This window comes from Methanocella sp. MCL-LM (assembly GCF_049676595.1).
Classification (GTDB): Archaea; Halobacteriota; Methanocellia; order Methanocellales; family Methanocellaceae; genus Methanocella_A.
The window spans coordinates 57,582-71,365 of sequence record NZ_CP187259.1; the positions used below are offsets into that span (position 1 = coordinate 57,582).

13 protein-coding genes are annotated in these 13,784 nt (G+C 57.7%); 8 read left to right on the top strand and 5 right to left on the bottom strand.

Going from position 1 to position 13,784, the window contains the following annotated elements:
- Positions 1–167: 167 nt before the first annotated feature.
- Entirely contained in the window at positions 168–1,103 is a 936-nt protein-coding gene (locus ACPLPM_RS00300; RefSeq protein WP_424358237.1) for an adenosylcobinamide amidohydrolase, read from the bottom strand.
- A gap of 167 nt (positions 1,104–1,270) precedes the next feature.
- Between ACPLPM_RS00300 and ACPLPM_RS00305 the strand changes: the two genes are divergently transcribed.
- The gene (locus ACPLPM_RS00305; protein WP_424358238.1) at positions 1,271–2,239 is read left to right on the top strand and encodes an ABC transporter substrate-binding protein; all 969 of its coding nucleotides are present in this window, start codon (positions 1,271–1,273) and stop codon (positions 2,237–2,239) included.
- Between the two features lie 211 nt (positions 2,240–2,450).
- Positions 2,451–4,535, top strand: a complete 2,085-nt coding sequence (acs, locus tag ACPLPM_RS00310; RefSeq protein ID WP_424358239.1) for an acetate--CoA ligase alpha subunit — start codon at positions 2,451–2,453, stop codon at positions 4,533–4,535.
- A gap of 59 nt (positions 4,536–4,594) precedes the next feature.
- Here the strand turns inward: acs and ACPLPM_RS00315 are convergent, their stop codons facing one another.
- Positions 4,595–5,701, bottom strand: a complete 1,107-nt coding sequence (locus ACPLPM_RS00315; RefSeq protein ID WP_424358240.1) for an FIST signal transduction protein — start codon at positions 5,699–5,701, stop codon at positions 4,595–4,597.
- A gap of 140 nt (positions 5,702–5,841) precedes the next feature.
- On the opposite strand from ACPLPM_RS00315, the gene ACPLPM_RS00320 reads away from it, so the two are divergent.
- A complete protein-coding gene (locus ACPLPM_RS00320) occupies positions 5,842–6,588 on the top strand; it encodes a mechanosensitive ion channel domain-containing protein (protein ID WP_424358241.1) in 747 nt (248 codons plus the stop codon).
- Between the two features lie 149 nt (positions 6,589–6,737).
- A complete protein-coding gene (locus ACPLPM_RS00325) occupies positions 6,738–8,315 on the top strand; it encodes a PAS domain S-box protein (RefSeq protein WP_424358242.1) in 1,578 nt (525 codons plus the stop codon).
- A 34-nt stretch (positions 8,316–8,349) separates the two neighbouring features.
- On the opposite strand, the gene ACPLPM_RS00330 is transcribed toward ACPLPM_RS00325, so the two are convergent.
- On the bottom strand, positions 8,350–8,919 hold the full coding sequence (locus ACPLPM_RS00330; protein WP_424358243.1) for an XTP/dITP diphosphatase: 570 nt from the start codon (positions 8,917–8,919) through the stop codon (positions 8,350–8,352).
- Between the two features lie 129 nt (positions 8,920–9,048).
- Between ACPLPM_RS00330 and ACPLPM_RS00335 the strand changes: the two genes are divergently transcribed.
- Together ACPLPM_RS00335 and ACPLPM_RS00340 are read left to right on the top strand one after the other, a co-directional pair.
- Entirely contained in the window at positions 9,049–10,230 is a 1,182-nt protein-coding gene (locus ACPLPM_RS00335; RefSeq protein ID WP_424358244.1) for an FprA family A-type flavoprotein, read from the top strand.
- Between the two features lie 13 nt (positions 10,231–10,243).
- Complete coding sequence (locus ACPLPM_RS00340; RefSeq protein ID WP_424360016.1) at positions 10,244–10,342, top strand: rubredoxin-like domain-containing protein; 99 nt, start codon at positions 10,244–10,246, stop codon at positions 10,340–10,342.
- A 49-nt stretch (positions 10,343–10,391) separates the two neighbouring features.
- Here the strand turns inward: ACPLPM_RS00340 and ACPLPM_RS00345 are convergent, their stop codons facing one another.
- On the bottom strand, positions 10,392–11,618 hold the full coding sequence (locus tag ACPLPM_RS00345) for a 2,3-bisphosphoglycerate-independent phosphoglycerate mutase (RefSeq protein WP_424358245.1): 1,227 nt from the start codon (positions 11,616–11,618) through the stop codon (positions 10,392–10,394).
- Between the two features lie 170 nt (positions 11,619–11,788).
- Between ACPLPM_RS00345 and ACPLPM_RS00350 the strand changes: the two genes are divergently transcribed.
- Positions 11,789–12,193 (top strand): hypothetical protein, encoded by a 405-nt coding sequence (locus tag ACPLPM_RS00350; RefSeq protein ID WP_424358246.1) that lies wholly within the window; start codon positions 11,789–11,791, stop codon positions 12,191–12,193.
- A 293-nt stretch (positions 12,194–12,486) separates the two neighbouring features.
- On the opposite strand, the gene ACPLPM_RS00355 is transcribed toward ACPLPM_RS00350, so the two are convergent.
- Positions 12,487–13,065, bottom strand: coding sequence for a DUF99 family protein (locus ACPLPM_RS00355; protein WP_424358247.1), 579 nt, complete (start codon positions 13,063–13,065; stop codon positions 12,487–12,489).
- A gap of 232 nt (positions 13,066–13,297) precedes the next feature.
- Between ACPLPM_RS00355 and ACPLPM_RS00360 the strand changes: the two genes are divergently transcribed.
- On the top strand, positions 13,298–13,747 hold the full coding sequence (locus ACPLPM_RS00360) for a universal stress protein (RefSeq protein ID WP_424358248.1): 450 nt from the start codon (positions 13,298–13,300) through the stop codon (positions 13,745–13,747).
- Positions 13,748–13,784 lie beyond the last annotated feature (37 nt).

The window sequence follows — 13,784 nt, forward strand, 5'->3', positions numbered from 1 at the left end:
TCCGGTTCGTCATTGTCTCTGTGTCGCCGTGCCGCTGTGGTTCAATTTACCACTGGCTTGTCGTGGATCGCACTGTCTCCGTGTCACTGTGCCGCTGTGGTTCAATCATTTGATTTCCGGTTGTCAGGATATAGAGCTGTGCCGCGGTTGGGTAAAAAATAAAGTGCTTATTGTGCGCCGTTTGACGCCAGGATCTTCTTGAGCTCGGCCACGGGTGCCTCGGGGTGCTTTGCCAGGTGCTTTGCTGCCTCGGGGTGGTGGAGCAGGGTGCAGTCTTTGCAGCCCCAGACCGGGCAGCCGCTGCTGCCTATGATCCACTCGCCGAGCTCCGGGTCTTCGCAGGGGTACAGGGGGCAGAAGCAGTAGGTGCAGTCCTGGCCTTCGTAGTGGCAGGGATAATATTTACAGGCGCCCTTGCCGCGCTTCTCAGGGGGGAACTCGATCCAGCGGAAGCCGTCGTCGCCGCAGGCCAGCACGAACAGCCGGCTCTTGAGAGCGCTTTCTTCGCCGATGCGGTGCTGGCGCTTGATGCCCTCGGTTACGCCTTTCTTCACGCACCGGTAGATGCTCTGGCCGATCTCGGTAGCGGTCCCCGAGTACTCGTACCGGGGAGGCTCACAGACGCCGGTTTCCCGGGGCTCGGTCAGCACTGCGACCGCGTCCGTGGTGGTGCCGGTGAAGTCGAAGCCAAGCTCGAAAAGCGCCTTGGCCTTAGCCTCGGTGGCAGTGATGATGGCGCTGGACAACGCCCCTTCCGTCATGTCGCCGGGGATTACGAGTAATATATTGATAGTGCCGGGCACCCCGGGGTCGTGGCACGGGTTGCTGATGCCCGCGGTGACGAACGCCGTGACGAGCCGGTCGCTGACGATGCACAGGTTGGTCATGTGCACGGCAGTCATGAAGCCGAAGTACGGGCGTTCCGCTTCGAGGGAATCGGCTACCCTGTCCAGATACTGCATCGGATCGGGCTCGTTGAAGTTCTTGCCGACCTCGTGGTTGATCACTGCGCGGACCCTGCCTCTGCCGCCGTTGATCCCGGTGCTGATGCCGTCGAAGTCTCCCTTGATGACCAGCGTTTTATCCTTAACGTAATATCTCACTTCCGCCACCGCCGCGGGGCCTAAACGGCCCCGTAATTTTCATTATTGTCTGCGGGGTGGCATAAATACTTAACTTGGAGCAGGAGCCTGCACGATAACCTATATATATGATAGTACTTAATAGACAAGAAAAATTGATTTAACTTAAATTAATTTGAGGTATCAGGATGATGAAGCGTATTACAATTATAACGATTCTTTGCGTGCTGATCGTTGCCCTGAGCGGCTGCACCACGCCATCGCCGACCCCGGCGAACCCGACCGCCACCCCGGCGGCGCAGGCGGGTTACCCGCTGACGTTCACCGACTTCTTCGGCAAGACCACGACTATCGACAAGCAGCCCGAGCGCATCGTTTCGCTCTCCGCAGCGAACACCGAGATGCTCTTCGCGCTGGGCCTGGGGAGCAAGATCGTAGGCACGGACGACTACAGCGACTATCCGGCCGAAGCCAGGAACATCACCCACGTGAGCGGGTACAGCGGCGTCAGCTATGAAAAGATCATGGCGATCAACCCGGACGTGATCTTCGTCGAGGATATCGTCGGAGAAGAAGCTGTGACCAGCCTGAGGGACAAGGGCTACAAAGTCGTCGAGGTCAAGAACAACAACATGACCATGATCGTCGAGAACATCGAGCTCATGGGCAGGGTCACCAACACCGAGAGCAACGCTACTGCGCTTGTCAATGACATCAACGCCCGCATGGACAACATCAGCGCTAAGACTGCAGGCCTGAACGAAAGCCAGAAGCCCGCTGTGCTGCTGCTGGCAGGCTACCTGAGCGGCCAGCCGATCTACGTATACGGCGCCAACACTTACGGCGACGACATGATCAAGCTCGACGGCGGCATCAACGCGGCCGGAAACATCACCGAGTACAAGGTCATGAGCACCGAAGCGATCATCGCTGCGGACCCCGACTACATCATCATCCCGGTGGACGACGTGATGACGACGCAGAGCGACTTCGACAACTTCAGGAACGGCAACGAGTCGTGGATGCAGGGCCTGTCGGCCGTGAAGAACGGCAACGTGATCCAGGTCGACGGCAACGTGATGATGCACCCCGGCCCGAGGATGCCGGACGCAGCCATGGTCATCGCCCGCGCAATCCACCCGGAGCTCTTCTCGTAATTCGAGCATACAGCAAATACAACATAAACGGCATGCCTCGTGTGCATGCCCCTTTTTTCCATCCAGTTTCAGGGTAAACGTTATTTACTAGATATCACTATCTACAATGGTCAATAATGATAAATTCCTCTAAACGGGGATGCTTAAGTGTAATAGATATATAATATAATTATATTGAGTCACATAAAAAACTCAGGGATGCGGAATAGAAATGTTAGAGAAGATGTTTTACCCGGCAAGCGTTGCTGTCATCGGAGCATCGCAGGAGAAAGGTAAGGTAGGCAGAGATGTCCTCAACAACCTGATTGGGGAATTTAAGGGGGCGATCTACCCGATCAATCCCAAGGCGACTGAGATCGAGGGCGTCAAGTGCTATAAAAGCGTGCTCGAAGTGCCGGGCAGCATCGATCTGGCCGTCATAGTCATCCCCGCCAAACTGGTCGCCCAGGCTATCAAGGAATGCGGCGAGAAGGGCATCAAGAACGTGATCATCATCTCTGCCGGCTTCAAGGAAGTCGGTGTCGAAGGCGCCAGGCTGGAGAACGAAGTCAAGGAAGTAGCCAAGAGCTATGGAATCCGCATCGTAGGGCCGAACTGCCTGGGTGTCCTCAATACTTACTCGAGGTGCAACGCCTCTTTCGCCAAGAAAATGCCGCCCCAGGGCCACATGTCCATCATCTCCCAGTCGGGCGCGCTGGGCACCGCTATCCTGGACTGGTCCGAGAAGACCGACATCGGCTTCGCCAACTTCGTCAGCTTCGGCAACAAGTCCGACCTGAACGAGATCGACTTCATGCAGGCGTGGAGGGACGACAAAGAAACCAACATCATCCTCGCCTACCTCGAGAGCATCACCGACGGCCAGCGGTTTATCAACGTGGCCCGGGAAGTCTCTAAAGAGAAACCTATCGTAGTCATCAAGAGCGGCAGGACCAGCGCCGGCGCCAGGGCGGCTTCTTCGCACACGGGCAGCCTGGCCGGGGCTGACGCTGCGTACGATTCGGCGTTCGCCCAGTGCGGCGTCATCAGGGCGGAGACCATGGACGAGTTCTTCGACCTCGCGGGCGGGTTCTCCAACCAGCCCATCCCCAAGGGCGACCGCGTCTGCATCGTGACCAACGCCGGCGGCCCGGGCATCATCGCTACCGATGCCTGCGAAAGGCACGGCCTGAAGATCGCCACGCTGTCCACCGAGACCGTGGACAAGCTCAAGACCACGCTGCCTCCCGCTGCCAACTTCTACAACCCCGTGGACGTGCTGGGAGACGCTTCTGCAAGGCTGTACGAGTTCGCGCTTAACACCGTGCTCGCAGACGATGGCGTAGACGGCGTCATCGTCCTCGCCACGCCGCAGTCCATGACCGATCCGGTGGGCATCGCTGAAGTCATCGCGAAGGCCCGGAAGACCACTGACAAGCCCATTTTACCCTGCTTCGTAGGCGGCGTAGTCATGGATGAGGGCGTAAAGGTCCTCAGAAAGTACAAGCTGCTCAACTACAACGCCCCGGAGCGGGCGGCGTATACCATGCGCATGCTGACCAAGTACAACAATATCCGCAACCGGGTCTTCGAGAAGCCCAGGCAGTTCGAGGTAGACAAGGCCACTGTCCGCAGGGTCATCGACGAAGCCCGGGCCGCCGGCATCTCTGTACTTGGCCTGGAAGCTCTCCCGGTCCTCGAGGCGTACGGCATCCCGACGCTGAAATACCGCATCGTCGATAGCGCGGACAAGGCAGTAGCCGCCTCGAAGGAGTTCGGCTACCCGGTGGTCATGAAGATCGTGTCCCCGCAGATCATCCACAAGTCCGACGTCGGCGGTGTCCGGGTAGGCCTGGACAGCGACGAGGCAGTGCTGAACGCCTACAACAAGATGATGAAGGATGTCACTGCAGCAGTTCCCCACTGCCGGATTTCGGGCGTCCTCATCCAGCAGATGGCTACCGGAGGCAAAGAGGTCATCCTCGGCGTGAACCGGGACCCGCAGTTCGGCCCCCTCCTCATGTTCGGCCTCGGCGGCATCTACGTCGAAGTGCTGAAGGATGTACAGTTCAGGGTCGCCCCGCTGTCGGAGCACGATGCGCTGGGCATGATCTACGGCATTAAGGCCCACCAGCTGCTGGAAGGCGTGCGCGGTGAGAAGCCCGCGGACATCGAGAAGCTGGTCGAGTTCCTGCAGAGGCTGTCCCAGCTGGTCACCGACTTCCCGGAGATCCTCGAGCTGGACATCAACCCGGTCAAGGTCTACGAGAAGGGCACCGGCTGCCTGGCACTGGACGCCAGGATGACCATCACCTGAGCTAGCTTAAAAATAGTGAGGTTGCCGTAGCGGCAACCCGCATACTTTTTTATCGCCTTTTACAGCAGCACCAGCATAGTCGAAGTCTGGTTGAGGTGGCCGATGTACTCTTCGCCGTAGGTGCTGAAACCGGCGGTGGGCACGCCTGCGAACAGCTTTCCGTAAGCTTCGGCCTGCCCGGTCTTCTCGAGCTCCATGGTCCTCAGGACACAGTGGAAGTTGATGATGCCGGTTATGGGGCCTGCTTCGTCACACCTCGCCTGCAGCACCTCTTGCGTGTCCTTGATGATGTGGGTGGACTCCAGCAGCGATACTTCCATGCCCTCGGGGATGTTGCAGTAGAAGATGATACTATTGTTCTCCAGCCGCTGAGGGCTCCTTACGTAAGGCTCGTCGTGGAGCATGATGCCGACGGGGTTGTGCATGAAGTAGTCTGGTACTTCAGCCACGGGCCTGCCAACCGCCTCTGCATAGGCGAGCGCTGCCGGCTTGCCGTCGATCTCCGCCACCTCTCTGGCTGCCTCGTTGGCTTTGGTTACGACCAGCCGCTTATCGAGAACTTTGAAGCTCTGGGTCTTGATTATGTCGAAGCCGGCGTCCAGGTGCATGAGGGCCAGAAGAGCTGCATCGGTGTAGGCTTTCCCGCCCGCGTAGACCCGGGTGGCTTCGAACCTGAGGTCGTCGCCGGCCGAGCCTCCGACGAAGGTGATATCGGTCAGATCGCCGATCTGGTCCATGACCCTCTCCTCGGCTCCGCTCAGGCCGTCGATCAGGACTATCCCGGCGTACTTCCGGAGGTCCATATGGCTCAGCGGGGCCTTGAAGTGCTCTTCGAACTGCCGGAAAGCAGGCCGGACGTCCACCCGGTCCCGGAGGTTCTCGACGACGGCGACCTGCAGGTCGCTCACGACCTCTTTGCCGAGCGCCAGGGCAACCACGGAGCGCCGGAGCATTTGCCCGCTGGTTATTTCGCCCGCGGTCGTACAGCCAAACACCGTAGCATCCTCGAACGCGTCCTGCATCTGCCTGCTGACGGACTCGTCGAAGTGCGGCGAGGCAAAAAAGATCAGCGCCTTTGTCTCGAAGCCCTGGAGCTGGCCTGCGATATCGTTGACAGCCTCCTCTACCGAGTCCCTTGTAGAGTAGGCCGACTTCGCTTTCGTCATTTGAAAAAGGTTGCGATCCGATGCGTAATATAACTACCCTTACAGGTCGGTAATTATAAACGGCAATCCAGGCCACGGGCGGGCCGGAAGAAAGGATTTATAAATTCGTCCGTTACCTATTGTAGATAAAGGGTGAACATATGATTAGCTCGGGATTGAAGGCACAGATCAAGTACATGATTGTCTCTATCCTGGTCATCGGCACTATTGTCGCCGTCCTCGCCATCCCGTTTTTCCGGCAGGAGCTGAGCGTTTATATTACTATCATCGCTTTAGGAGCGTCGCTGGCGCTGCAGAAGTACATCGCCAGCTTCGTAGGCCACTTCGTCATCCGGTGGTCCAGTACCTTCGACATCGGCGACCGCATCAGGATCGGCTCCATCAAGGGCGACGTCAGGCACGTCGGCCTGTTCCACATCATCCTGGACGAGGTGGGCGACGACGAGAAAATGGGCGGAGAGCTTACCGGCCGGCTGCTCCACATCCCCAACCTCCTCGTGCTCGATCAGCCGGTCCTCAACTACTCTAAAGACTACTCGATTAAGGACAAGCTCATAGCCAGCGGGTACATCTTCGACGAGATCAGGATACCCCTCAAGCCCACAAGCGACGTCAAACGGGCGGTCAAGATTTTAGAAGAGCTTCTCTGGGCGGAGAACTCGACCTTCATGAAGCAGGCCCAGAAAGTGTTCGGCGAAGACGAAGTGCCCAACTTCTTCCACGACCTGCAGAGCGGCCCCAAGATCACCATTCATATCGACGAGGAAAGGATATGGATCAAGGGCAGGTTCGTCACTACCATAAAGGCGAGGAACGAGCTCAAGACCAAGATCAGCCTGGAGTTCATAGAAAGGATACGGGGAGACACCAATATCCTCATTAACTAGCGTGCATCTGCAGCGGCTCCGGCCGGCTGCAGGATCGCCCAAAGCTGTCGCCTATACATTTGGTAATTATATTGAAGGCACAAAAACGTTATAACTCAACATTACCAGAGTTATGATAACGATAGACATGCACTGGGGATTCGATCGTAGTGGCGGAAGGTACCGGTAGCTCTCGTCACGATGCAGCCGAAAGGGACGTTCTGCTCGACGAGCTGATCAGGCGGAACAAAGTTCTGGAAGAGCGGCTGCTCGCCAAAGAAGAAGAGCTTCAGGCGGTTCAGAAGGAACGGGTAGCCCAAAACGAAGAGCTGCGCTCCCACTGCGAAGCGCTTGAGAAGGTTACCCTATCGCTACACGAGAGCGAGGAACACCTGCACAAGGCCCAGAAGCTGGCCCACCTGGGCAGCTGGGTGTGGGACGTGGAGACCGGCAAGCAAGTCTGGTCTGCCGAAAGGTACAGGATATTCGGCGTCACCCCGGGGGAAATCGAGCCTTCCTACGATATTTCTATGAGCTTCATACACCCGTCTGACCGCCCGAAGGTAGAGAACGCTCTGGGCGAGGCCTTGAAAGGTATAAAGCCCTTCGACATGGAGTACCGACTTGTCAGAAAGGATGGTACGGTCAGACATGTCCACAGCATGTGTTCAGTGGTCTACGATACGGGTGGCAGACCGATCAAAGTGCATGGAATAGGCCAGGACATCACCGAGCAAAAAAAGGCCCTGGACAGGCTGCGACAGTTGTCGTGGGTGGTGGAGCAAAGCCCGGCGGCCGTCGTGATCACCGATCTGAACGGAAAGATCGAGTACGTGAACCGCAAGTTCACCCAGCTCACCGGCTATTCGCAGGAGGAGGTTATCGGCCATAACCACAAGGCCTTCTTAAAGCCGGGGGAAAGCCTCCAGACATTCTTCGTGAAGCTGTGGAACACCATCCTGACCGGCAGAGTCCGGCGGGGCGAGTTCCAGAACAGGAACAAAAACGGCGAACCGTACTGGGAGTCCGTGCTGATATCGCCCGTGAAGGACGACTTAGGCATCATCAAGTACTTCGTGGTGATCGGCGAGGACATCACCGAGCGTAAAAGGGCAGAGGAAAAGATCAAAGCCTCGCTGAAAGAGAAAGAGGTCCTGCTGAAAGAGGTCAACCACAGGGTGAAGAATAACCTCCAGATAATCACGAGTCTGCTCAGCCTTCAGTCCGGCCGCTTACACGATCAAAGGGACCTCGAGCTGTTCAGGGAGGCGCAGAACCGCGTTAAGACCATGGCGATGATCCACGAAATGCTGTACCGGTCCAGGGACCTGTCGAAGATAAACGCGGCCGACTACGTCAGAAGCCTGACCGCCAGCCTGTTAAAATCTTACAGCACCGCCCCCGGCACCATCGGCCTGACGATGGAGATCGAGGAGATCTCGCTGGACATCGACTCGATCGTGCCGCTCGGGCTCATCGTCAACGAGCTGGTGACCAACGCCCTCAAATACGCTTTCCCGGACAGACGAAAAGGGGAAATAAAGGTGGCTTTGAGGAAAGTCGATCAGACGGTGACGCTCCTCGTCGGCGACGACGGCATCGGCCTGCCAGCAGGCTTCGACGCCCGGAAAGCCAGCGGCCTCGGGCTCGAGCTGGTAGAATCGCTGACAGCCCAGCTAAACGGGACCTTAGAGCTGGATACTGCCCGCGGGACCTCGTTCAAGATCAGCTTCGCAGAGTCACCTTAGCCAGTTACAGCCTTCGGGCAGGGAGTCTGTCAGGCTACCTGACCGTTTTCAGCTTATTCTCGTACCACTGCCTGAACTCCAGCAGTGCTCTGCACCTGTGGCTGACCTCGTTCTTCTGCTCCACAGTCATCTCCCCTACGGGGTACTGGCGGTAGGAGAAGATCGGGTCGTACCCAAAGCCTTCCTTGCCCACCTCTTCGGTCAGCAGGTCGCCCCACCAGATGCCGGTGAACACCGTGGGCTCCTCGCCGGGGGCGCAGTACGCCACGCAGGAGCGGAACTCCGCCCTGCGGCCTTTCACGCCCTCCATCAGCTTGAGAATGCCCTTGTTGCCGAGGGTCTGCTGGACGTATGCAGAATAGGGTCCCGGGAAGCCGTTCAGGGCGTCGATGAACAGCCCGGAGTCCTCGACGATGACGGGCTTGTCCAGCTCGACAGAGCAGTACCTGGCCCCGTACGCCGCTATCTTAGAGAGGTCGTCCTCCTGCAGCTCCGGATAAGTCATGTCGATCTGCTCGAGGTTGAAATGCTCCCGGAAGAGGGCCTGGGCTTCCCTGAACTTGCCTGCGTTGTGGGTGACAAAATAAAGTGTAGGTTTCTGCATAGTAGCTACATGGACTCCTGTGGAAAAAATTGTTTCGATAGGCACTGCCGGATAGATATATAATTATATAAGAGTAATATGAAATTAGCCGGCGAGCCATTCTGGCTGCCGCAGGCAGGGATGTTATTTATGAAGACCGAGATCAGGCCCGGTATCTACTGGGTAGGAGCCATCGACTGGGACTTGCGGGACTTCCACGGGTACACCACCCCAAAAGGCTCGACATATAACGCCTACCTCATCGTGGACGAGAAGGTGGCGCTGGTCGACACCGTCAAGGAGCCGTTCAAGGACGAGCTGCTATCGCGAATATCGGAGATCTTAGACCCCGCCAGGATCGACTACCTGATCGTAAACCACCTGGAGAGAGACCACTTCGGCTCGTTCGCCGGCGTCATGGAGGTGGCGAAGAATGCACAGGTCTATTCAGGGGAACGGGGCAGCAAGGGCATCGTGGACGTCTACGGAGAGCGGTGGCCGGTGACCGCGGTGAAGACCGGCAGCACCCTCAGCCTCGGCAAGAAGACACTACGCTTCGTCGAAACACCCATGCTGCACTGGCCGGACAGCATGATGACCTACCTGGAAGAAGACAAAGTCCTGCTGTCCAGCGACGCTTTCGGCCAGCACGTGGCCTCGTCCGAACGGTTCGACAGGGACGCGAGCTTCGACCCGTTGGATGACGCGAAGATCTACTACGCCAACATCCTCATGCCTTTCTCGATGCTGATCCAGGGCTTGCTAGGCAAACTGCCTGGGCTCAACCTCAACCCCGAGGTCATCGCCCCGGATCACGGCATCATCTGGACTGACCCGGGGAAGATCATCGAAGCCTACGGCCGGTGGTCGAAATTCGAGGCCAGGCCCAAAGTGGTCATCGCCTACGATACCATGTGGGGCAGCACCGAGAAGATGGCTCACCTGCTCGCCGAAGGAGTGATGGACGAGGGGGGAGTCGAGGTGAAGTTCTACAACATCCGCAAGTCTACGAATAGCGAGATCGTCAGCGAGATACAGGACGCAAAAGCCGTGTTACTCGGCTCCGCCACGCTGAACAACGGCATCTTCCCGCCGGTCGGAGGCTTCCTGTACTACCTCAAAGGCCTCAGGCCCCAGAAGAAGATCGCCATGGGCTTCGGCTCGTTCGGCTGGATGGGAGGCGCGGTCAAAGAGATCACCGCCCGGCTCAAAGAGACAGACATGGAAGTCCTGGACGGGCTGGAGATCAGGTACCCGGCCACTAAAGCTCAGGTGGAACAGTGCCGGGAGACAGGCAGGATGATCGCCAGGAAAGTCAAAGGAGGCCAGTAAAAAGATGAAATGGATGTGCAAAGTCTGCGGTTACATACACGAGGGTGAGGAGCCCCCTGAAATATGTCCCATATGCGGAGCGCCGGCGGAAGAGTTTGTGCAGGTGCCGTAATAAAAAAGCAGGGGCAGTAATTTTATTTTTGCCCCCACATCTCTGGCTTTCAGGCCCCGAACTTCTTGGTCCTGTTGATCAGGTCCATGGCGATATTCATGACGTCCATGCCCCTGATCCGGCACAGTCCGCCCTTGTGGGCGACGAGCTCGGTGTACCGCTGGACTTCGTCGACCCTGACGCCCGGGCCGTTCATCAGGATGGGCACGGGGTCTGCGGAGTGATCTTTCAGCGTTACGGGGGTGCTGTGGTCGACGGTGACGATGATCAGGGTGTCCTTCAGGCTCTTGAGCGGCTCGAAGGCAACGTCCACCGCCTCCAGGAACTTCACCTTTCTCTCGAAGCTGCCGTCGTGGCCCGCCTCGTCGGCGCCCTTGATGTTCAGCAGCACGAAGTCGTGGGTCTGCAGCGCCTCGAGAGCCTTGTTTACCTTGACACCGATCCGCTTGACAGGCTCCATGCTTTCCATGCCGCTGACGGTGAGGTGCTCCAGGCCGCACATCTTGCCTATCCCGATAATCAGGCCGGCGTTGGCCACTACTGCTGCTTTCATGCCGTGCTTCTCGGGGAAAGGCGGTATGTGAGGCACTTCCCCGGCTCCCCTGATGAGGATGACGTTGCCTGCCGGCAGGCCCTTTTTGCGGCGCTCGACGTTGACCGGGCTCTGGTCGATGGCTTCCAGCACCTGCTTCGAGACGCTGTTCACAATTTCAGCCGTCCGCTTCGCCTCGGGCGAGTCGTCGGTCGCATGGCACTCCTTGACGGGCAGGCCCTCTTTCTTCGGGTCGGTGTCCGTGATCGCGGCGGAGAGCCCTTTACCCCGGAGCACTAAAGCAGCACGGTGGCCGGTAGAGCGCTTGAAGATGACCTCGACGCCCGGCACTTTGACCTTCTCGTTGATGGCTTTCGCCAGCTCGTCCGTGTCCTCGATGCGGCCGGCTCTGCGATCAGTCACTTTGCCGCCCTCTACGGTAGCAAAATTACACCTGAAAGCGATATCCCCGCCCTTGACCTCGATGCCCACCCCGGCGGCCTCGAAGGGGCCCCTGCCTGTGTAGTACTTGTATGGGTCGTACCCGAGGATGGCCAGGTGAGAGGTGTCCGAGCCCGGCCGGATGCCCGGAGCGATCGTGTCCATGATACCGCTGATGCCGCCGAAAGCGAGCGCATCCATGTTAGGAGTGACCGCATGGGCGAGCGGAGTAGTGCCGTTGACAGGACGATCTGACGCCCCGTCCAGCACGATGAGCAAAATTTTACTAGCCACGTCTGACATAGAAATCATACATAAATGGCCTGCCATGTATAAATAATTGTGAACCCGGTTGGCTGTATAATAAACAATTTATGTGAATAAAACAGGCCGGTGTTACCGGGTTTATAAACCGATATAAGTAAATTTTTGTAACAATATGCTTTTATATGTTTTATTCTAATAGGCTAGTGATGAACCTCCTGGACAACTTGACCAAGGAAAAGATAGAAGACAAAGTGGACATGGTGTTTAAGGATATCAGGAACGCGAAGACTCCGGAGGAGATCGTGCCGCTCCTGGTAGAGCTATCCGAGTTCATCGACCGGGAGAACCTGACACCCGAGCAGCTCGAGGAGCTGAAAGGCATGGGAACCAGAGCGATGGCGAAGCACAGCCGCATGGAGATGCTCAACAACATCGGCGCCGTCATCTCGATCGTCACCGCCAGCATGATAGCCGGATCGGCGATCACCATCATGTACTACCTGCTCACGACAGGCATAGACAGCCCCGCCGCAATCCTGCTCACGCCGCTGGCGCTGCTGCCGGTTTACCTGCTGTACTATGGCAAGACCCAGAAGTGGTTTAGCGAATAGAGCCGGATAAACCATATCCCTTTTTAAGCTATCCTTGTGCACGGGAACGCTGACGATCGCTGCGCTGTGCCAGGATCACAGATTACGACAGATTGCGCAAATGACACAGATTACTATGGGATAAAAATCGATAAACATGCAATCACCTTCATTGTTATCGAATAGTATCTGTGGAATCTGTGTCATCTGTCGTAATCTGTGATCTGGCACAGCGCAGCGTTCGTATTGCTGTCTCACGTTATATGAGCAATCTGAAACGCACAACGCAGCGTTCGTTATCGTTCTCACCCGGCTCAAGCCCGCTTGCTCGATTCCCCGAGCACGATGCCGGTAGATATCAGGTGGGCCATCCGTAACGGCTCGGGCAGCCTGCTGTGGACGGCGGTGGCTGCTACGATTTCTGCCGCGTCGACGGGTTCTATGCCTTTGCACTGGATGTATACGGGGTGACCTCTCCAGGGGGTCTGTACTTCTGTAATAGGCCCTGCGTTCAGGATGGCCTGGTACCGTCGTTCCGGGTCGGGGAGGTTGTCCAGCGCCGCCCGGATGCCGGCCATATCGGGGGCCCGCCTCATGACGGCGATGACAGGCAGTGCCGTTGCCCGGTGTAGCTCCTGAATGTCGACGACGTTGAAGCCGCCGAAGGTGACGCCGTTCAGCATGACGATCCGGATCTGGCCGTAGTGCTTGCTTCCTGTGATCATGGCGGCCAGGCGCTCGTTCGCGTTGGTGCCGTCTCTGTCGATGTAAGAGCGGAGTACGCCGTCGAGCCATCCTCCTCCCCTCATCAGTGCCCCGACGACCAGGATGCTGTCGGACAGGAGGGGCGAGTCGTCGATGCCGAGGATCCGGATCTCAGGTTTCAGGTGCAAGCGCCAGCCACCTCTTTTCCAGATACGGTGCCGGGCCGGGCGTCCGGCGGGCCGGGCAGAAGATAATTCCGGGCAGCTTTACAGCGATCACTGTTGGCTTCCGGACATTAAGACTGAGAAGGATAAGCCTGCAAACCATGAGTAAACCCGCCCGCCTGAACCCCGCCGGCGAGGCATCTTTTTTTGTATCTGGCGGGCCAAGCTATAATATTTTGCCCGCCGAAATTTTTCCGTGTATAAAAAAATCCTGATTCCCGTGGACGATTCGGAGCAGAGCTACAGCGCAGTCAGGACGGCAGGCCTGATCGGGGTGGCCGTAGGCGCGTCCTTGACCTTGCTGCACGTGCGCAGGCCGGCTCCGGAGGTCATCACGGATATGGTCACCAAGGACAGGCTCCTGGAGCTGCCGGGGATTGAAAGAGAGGAGGCGCTTTTCAGGCGGTGCGGCGAAATCCTGGGGGAATACGGGGTAAAAGCCGACACAAGGTCCGTTGTGAGCGAGAACGTGGCCGAGTCCATCATCGAAGAGTGCAGAACAGGGAACTACGATGCCATAGTGATGGGGCACAGGGGCCGCAGGCAGCTGAAGCGGCTGCTGATGGGCAGCGTCGCCCACGGTGTGCTGATAGAGGCACCGTGCACTACCATCATGGTCCATCAGCCCGGAGAACGGGGAGGGTAAACAGGAAGGCAGGCAGGCAGGCAGGCTCGTAAGAGGC

What these genes read in the sequence shown, in the direction of transcription:
- ACPLPM_RS00350 (WP_424358246.1), top strand. Translation starts at nt 11,789, where the DNA reads ATGAACCTCCTGGACAACTTGACCAAGGAAAAGATAGAAGACAAAGTG.
- ACPLPM_RS00320 (WP_424358241.1), top strand. Translation starts at nt 5,842, where the DNA reads ATGATTAGCTCGGGATTGAAGGCACAGATCAAGTACATGATTGTCTCT.
- ACPLPM_RS00330 (WP_424358243.1), bottom strand. Translation starts at nt 8,919, where the DNA reads ATGCAGAAACCTACACTTTATTTTGTCACCCACAACGCAGGCAAGTTC.
- ACPLPM_RS00340 (WP_424360016.1), top strand. Translation starts at nt 10,244, where the DNA reads ATGTGCAAAGTCTGCGGTTACATACACGAGGGTGAGGAGCCCCCTGAA.
- ACPLPM_RS00305 (WP_424358238.1), top strand. Translation starts at nt 1,271, where the DNA reads ATGATGAAGCGTATTACAATTATAACGATTCTTTGCGTGCTGATCGTT.
- ACPLPM_RS00335 (WP_424358244.1), top strand. Translation starts at nt 9,049, where the DNA reads ATGAAGACCGAGATCAGGCCCGGTATCTACTGGGTAGGAGCCATCGAC.
- ACPLPM_RS00315 (WP_424358240.1), bottom strand. Translation starts at nt 5,701, where the DNA reads ATGACGAAAGCGAAGTCGGCCTACTCTACAAGGGACTCGGTAGAGGAG.
- ACPLPM_RS00345 (WP_424358245.1), bottom strand. Translation starts at nt 11,618, where the DNA reads ATGTCAGACGTGGCTAGTAAAATTTTGCTCATCGTGCTGGACGGGGCG.
- acs (WP_424358239.1), top strand. Translation starts at nt 2,451, where the DNA reads ATGTTAGAGAAGATGTTTTACCCGGCAAGCGTTGCTGTCATCGGAGCA.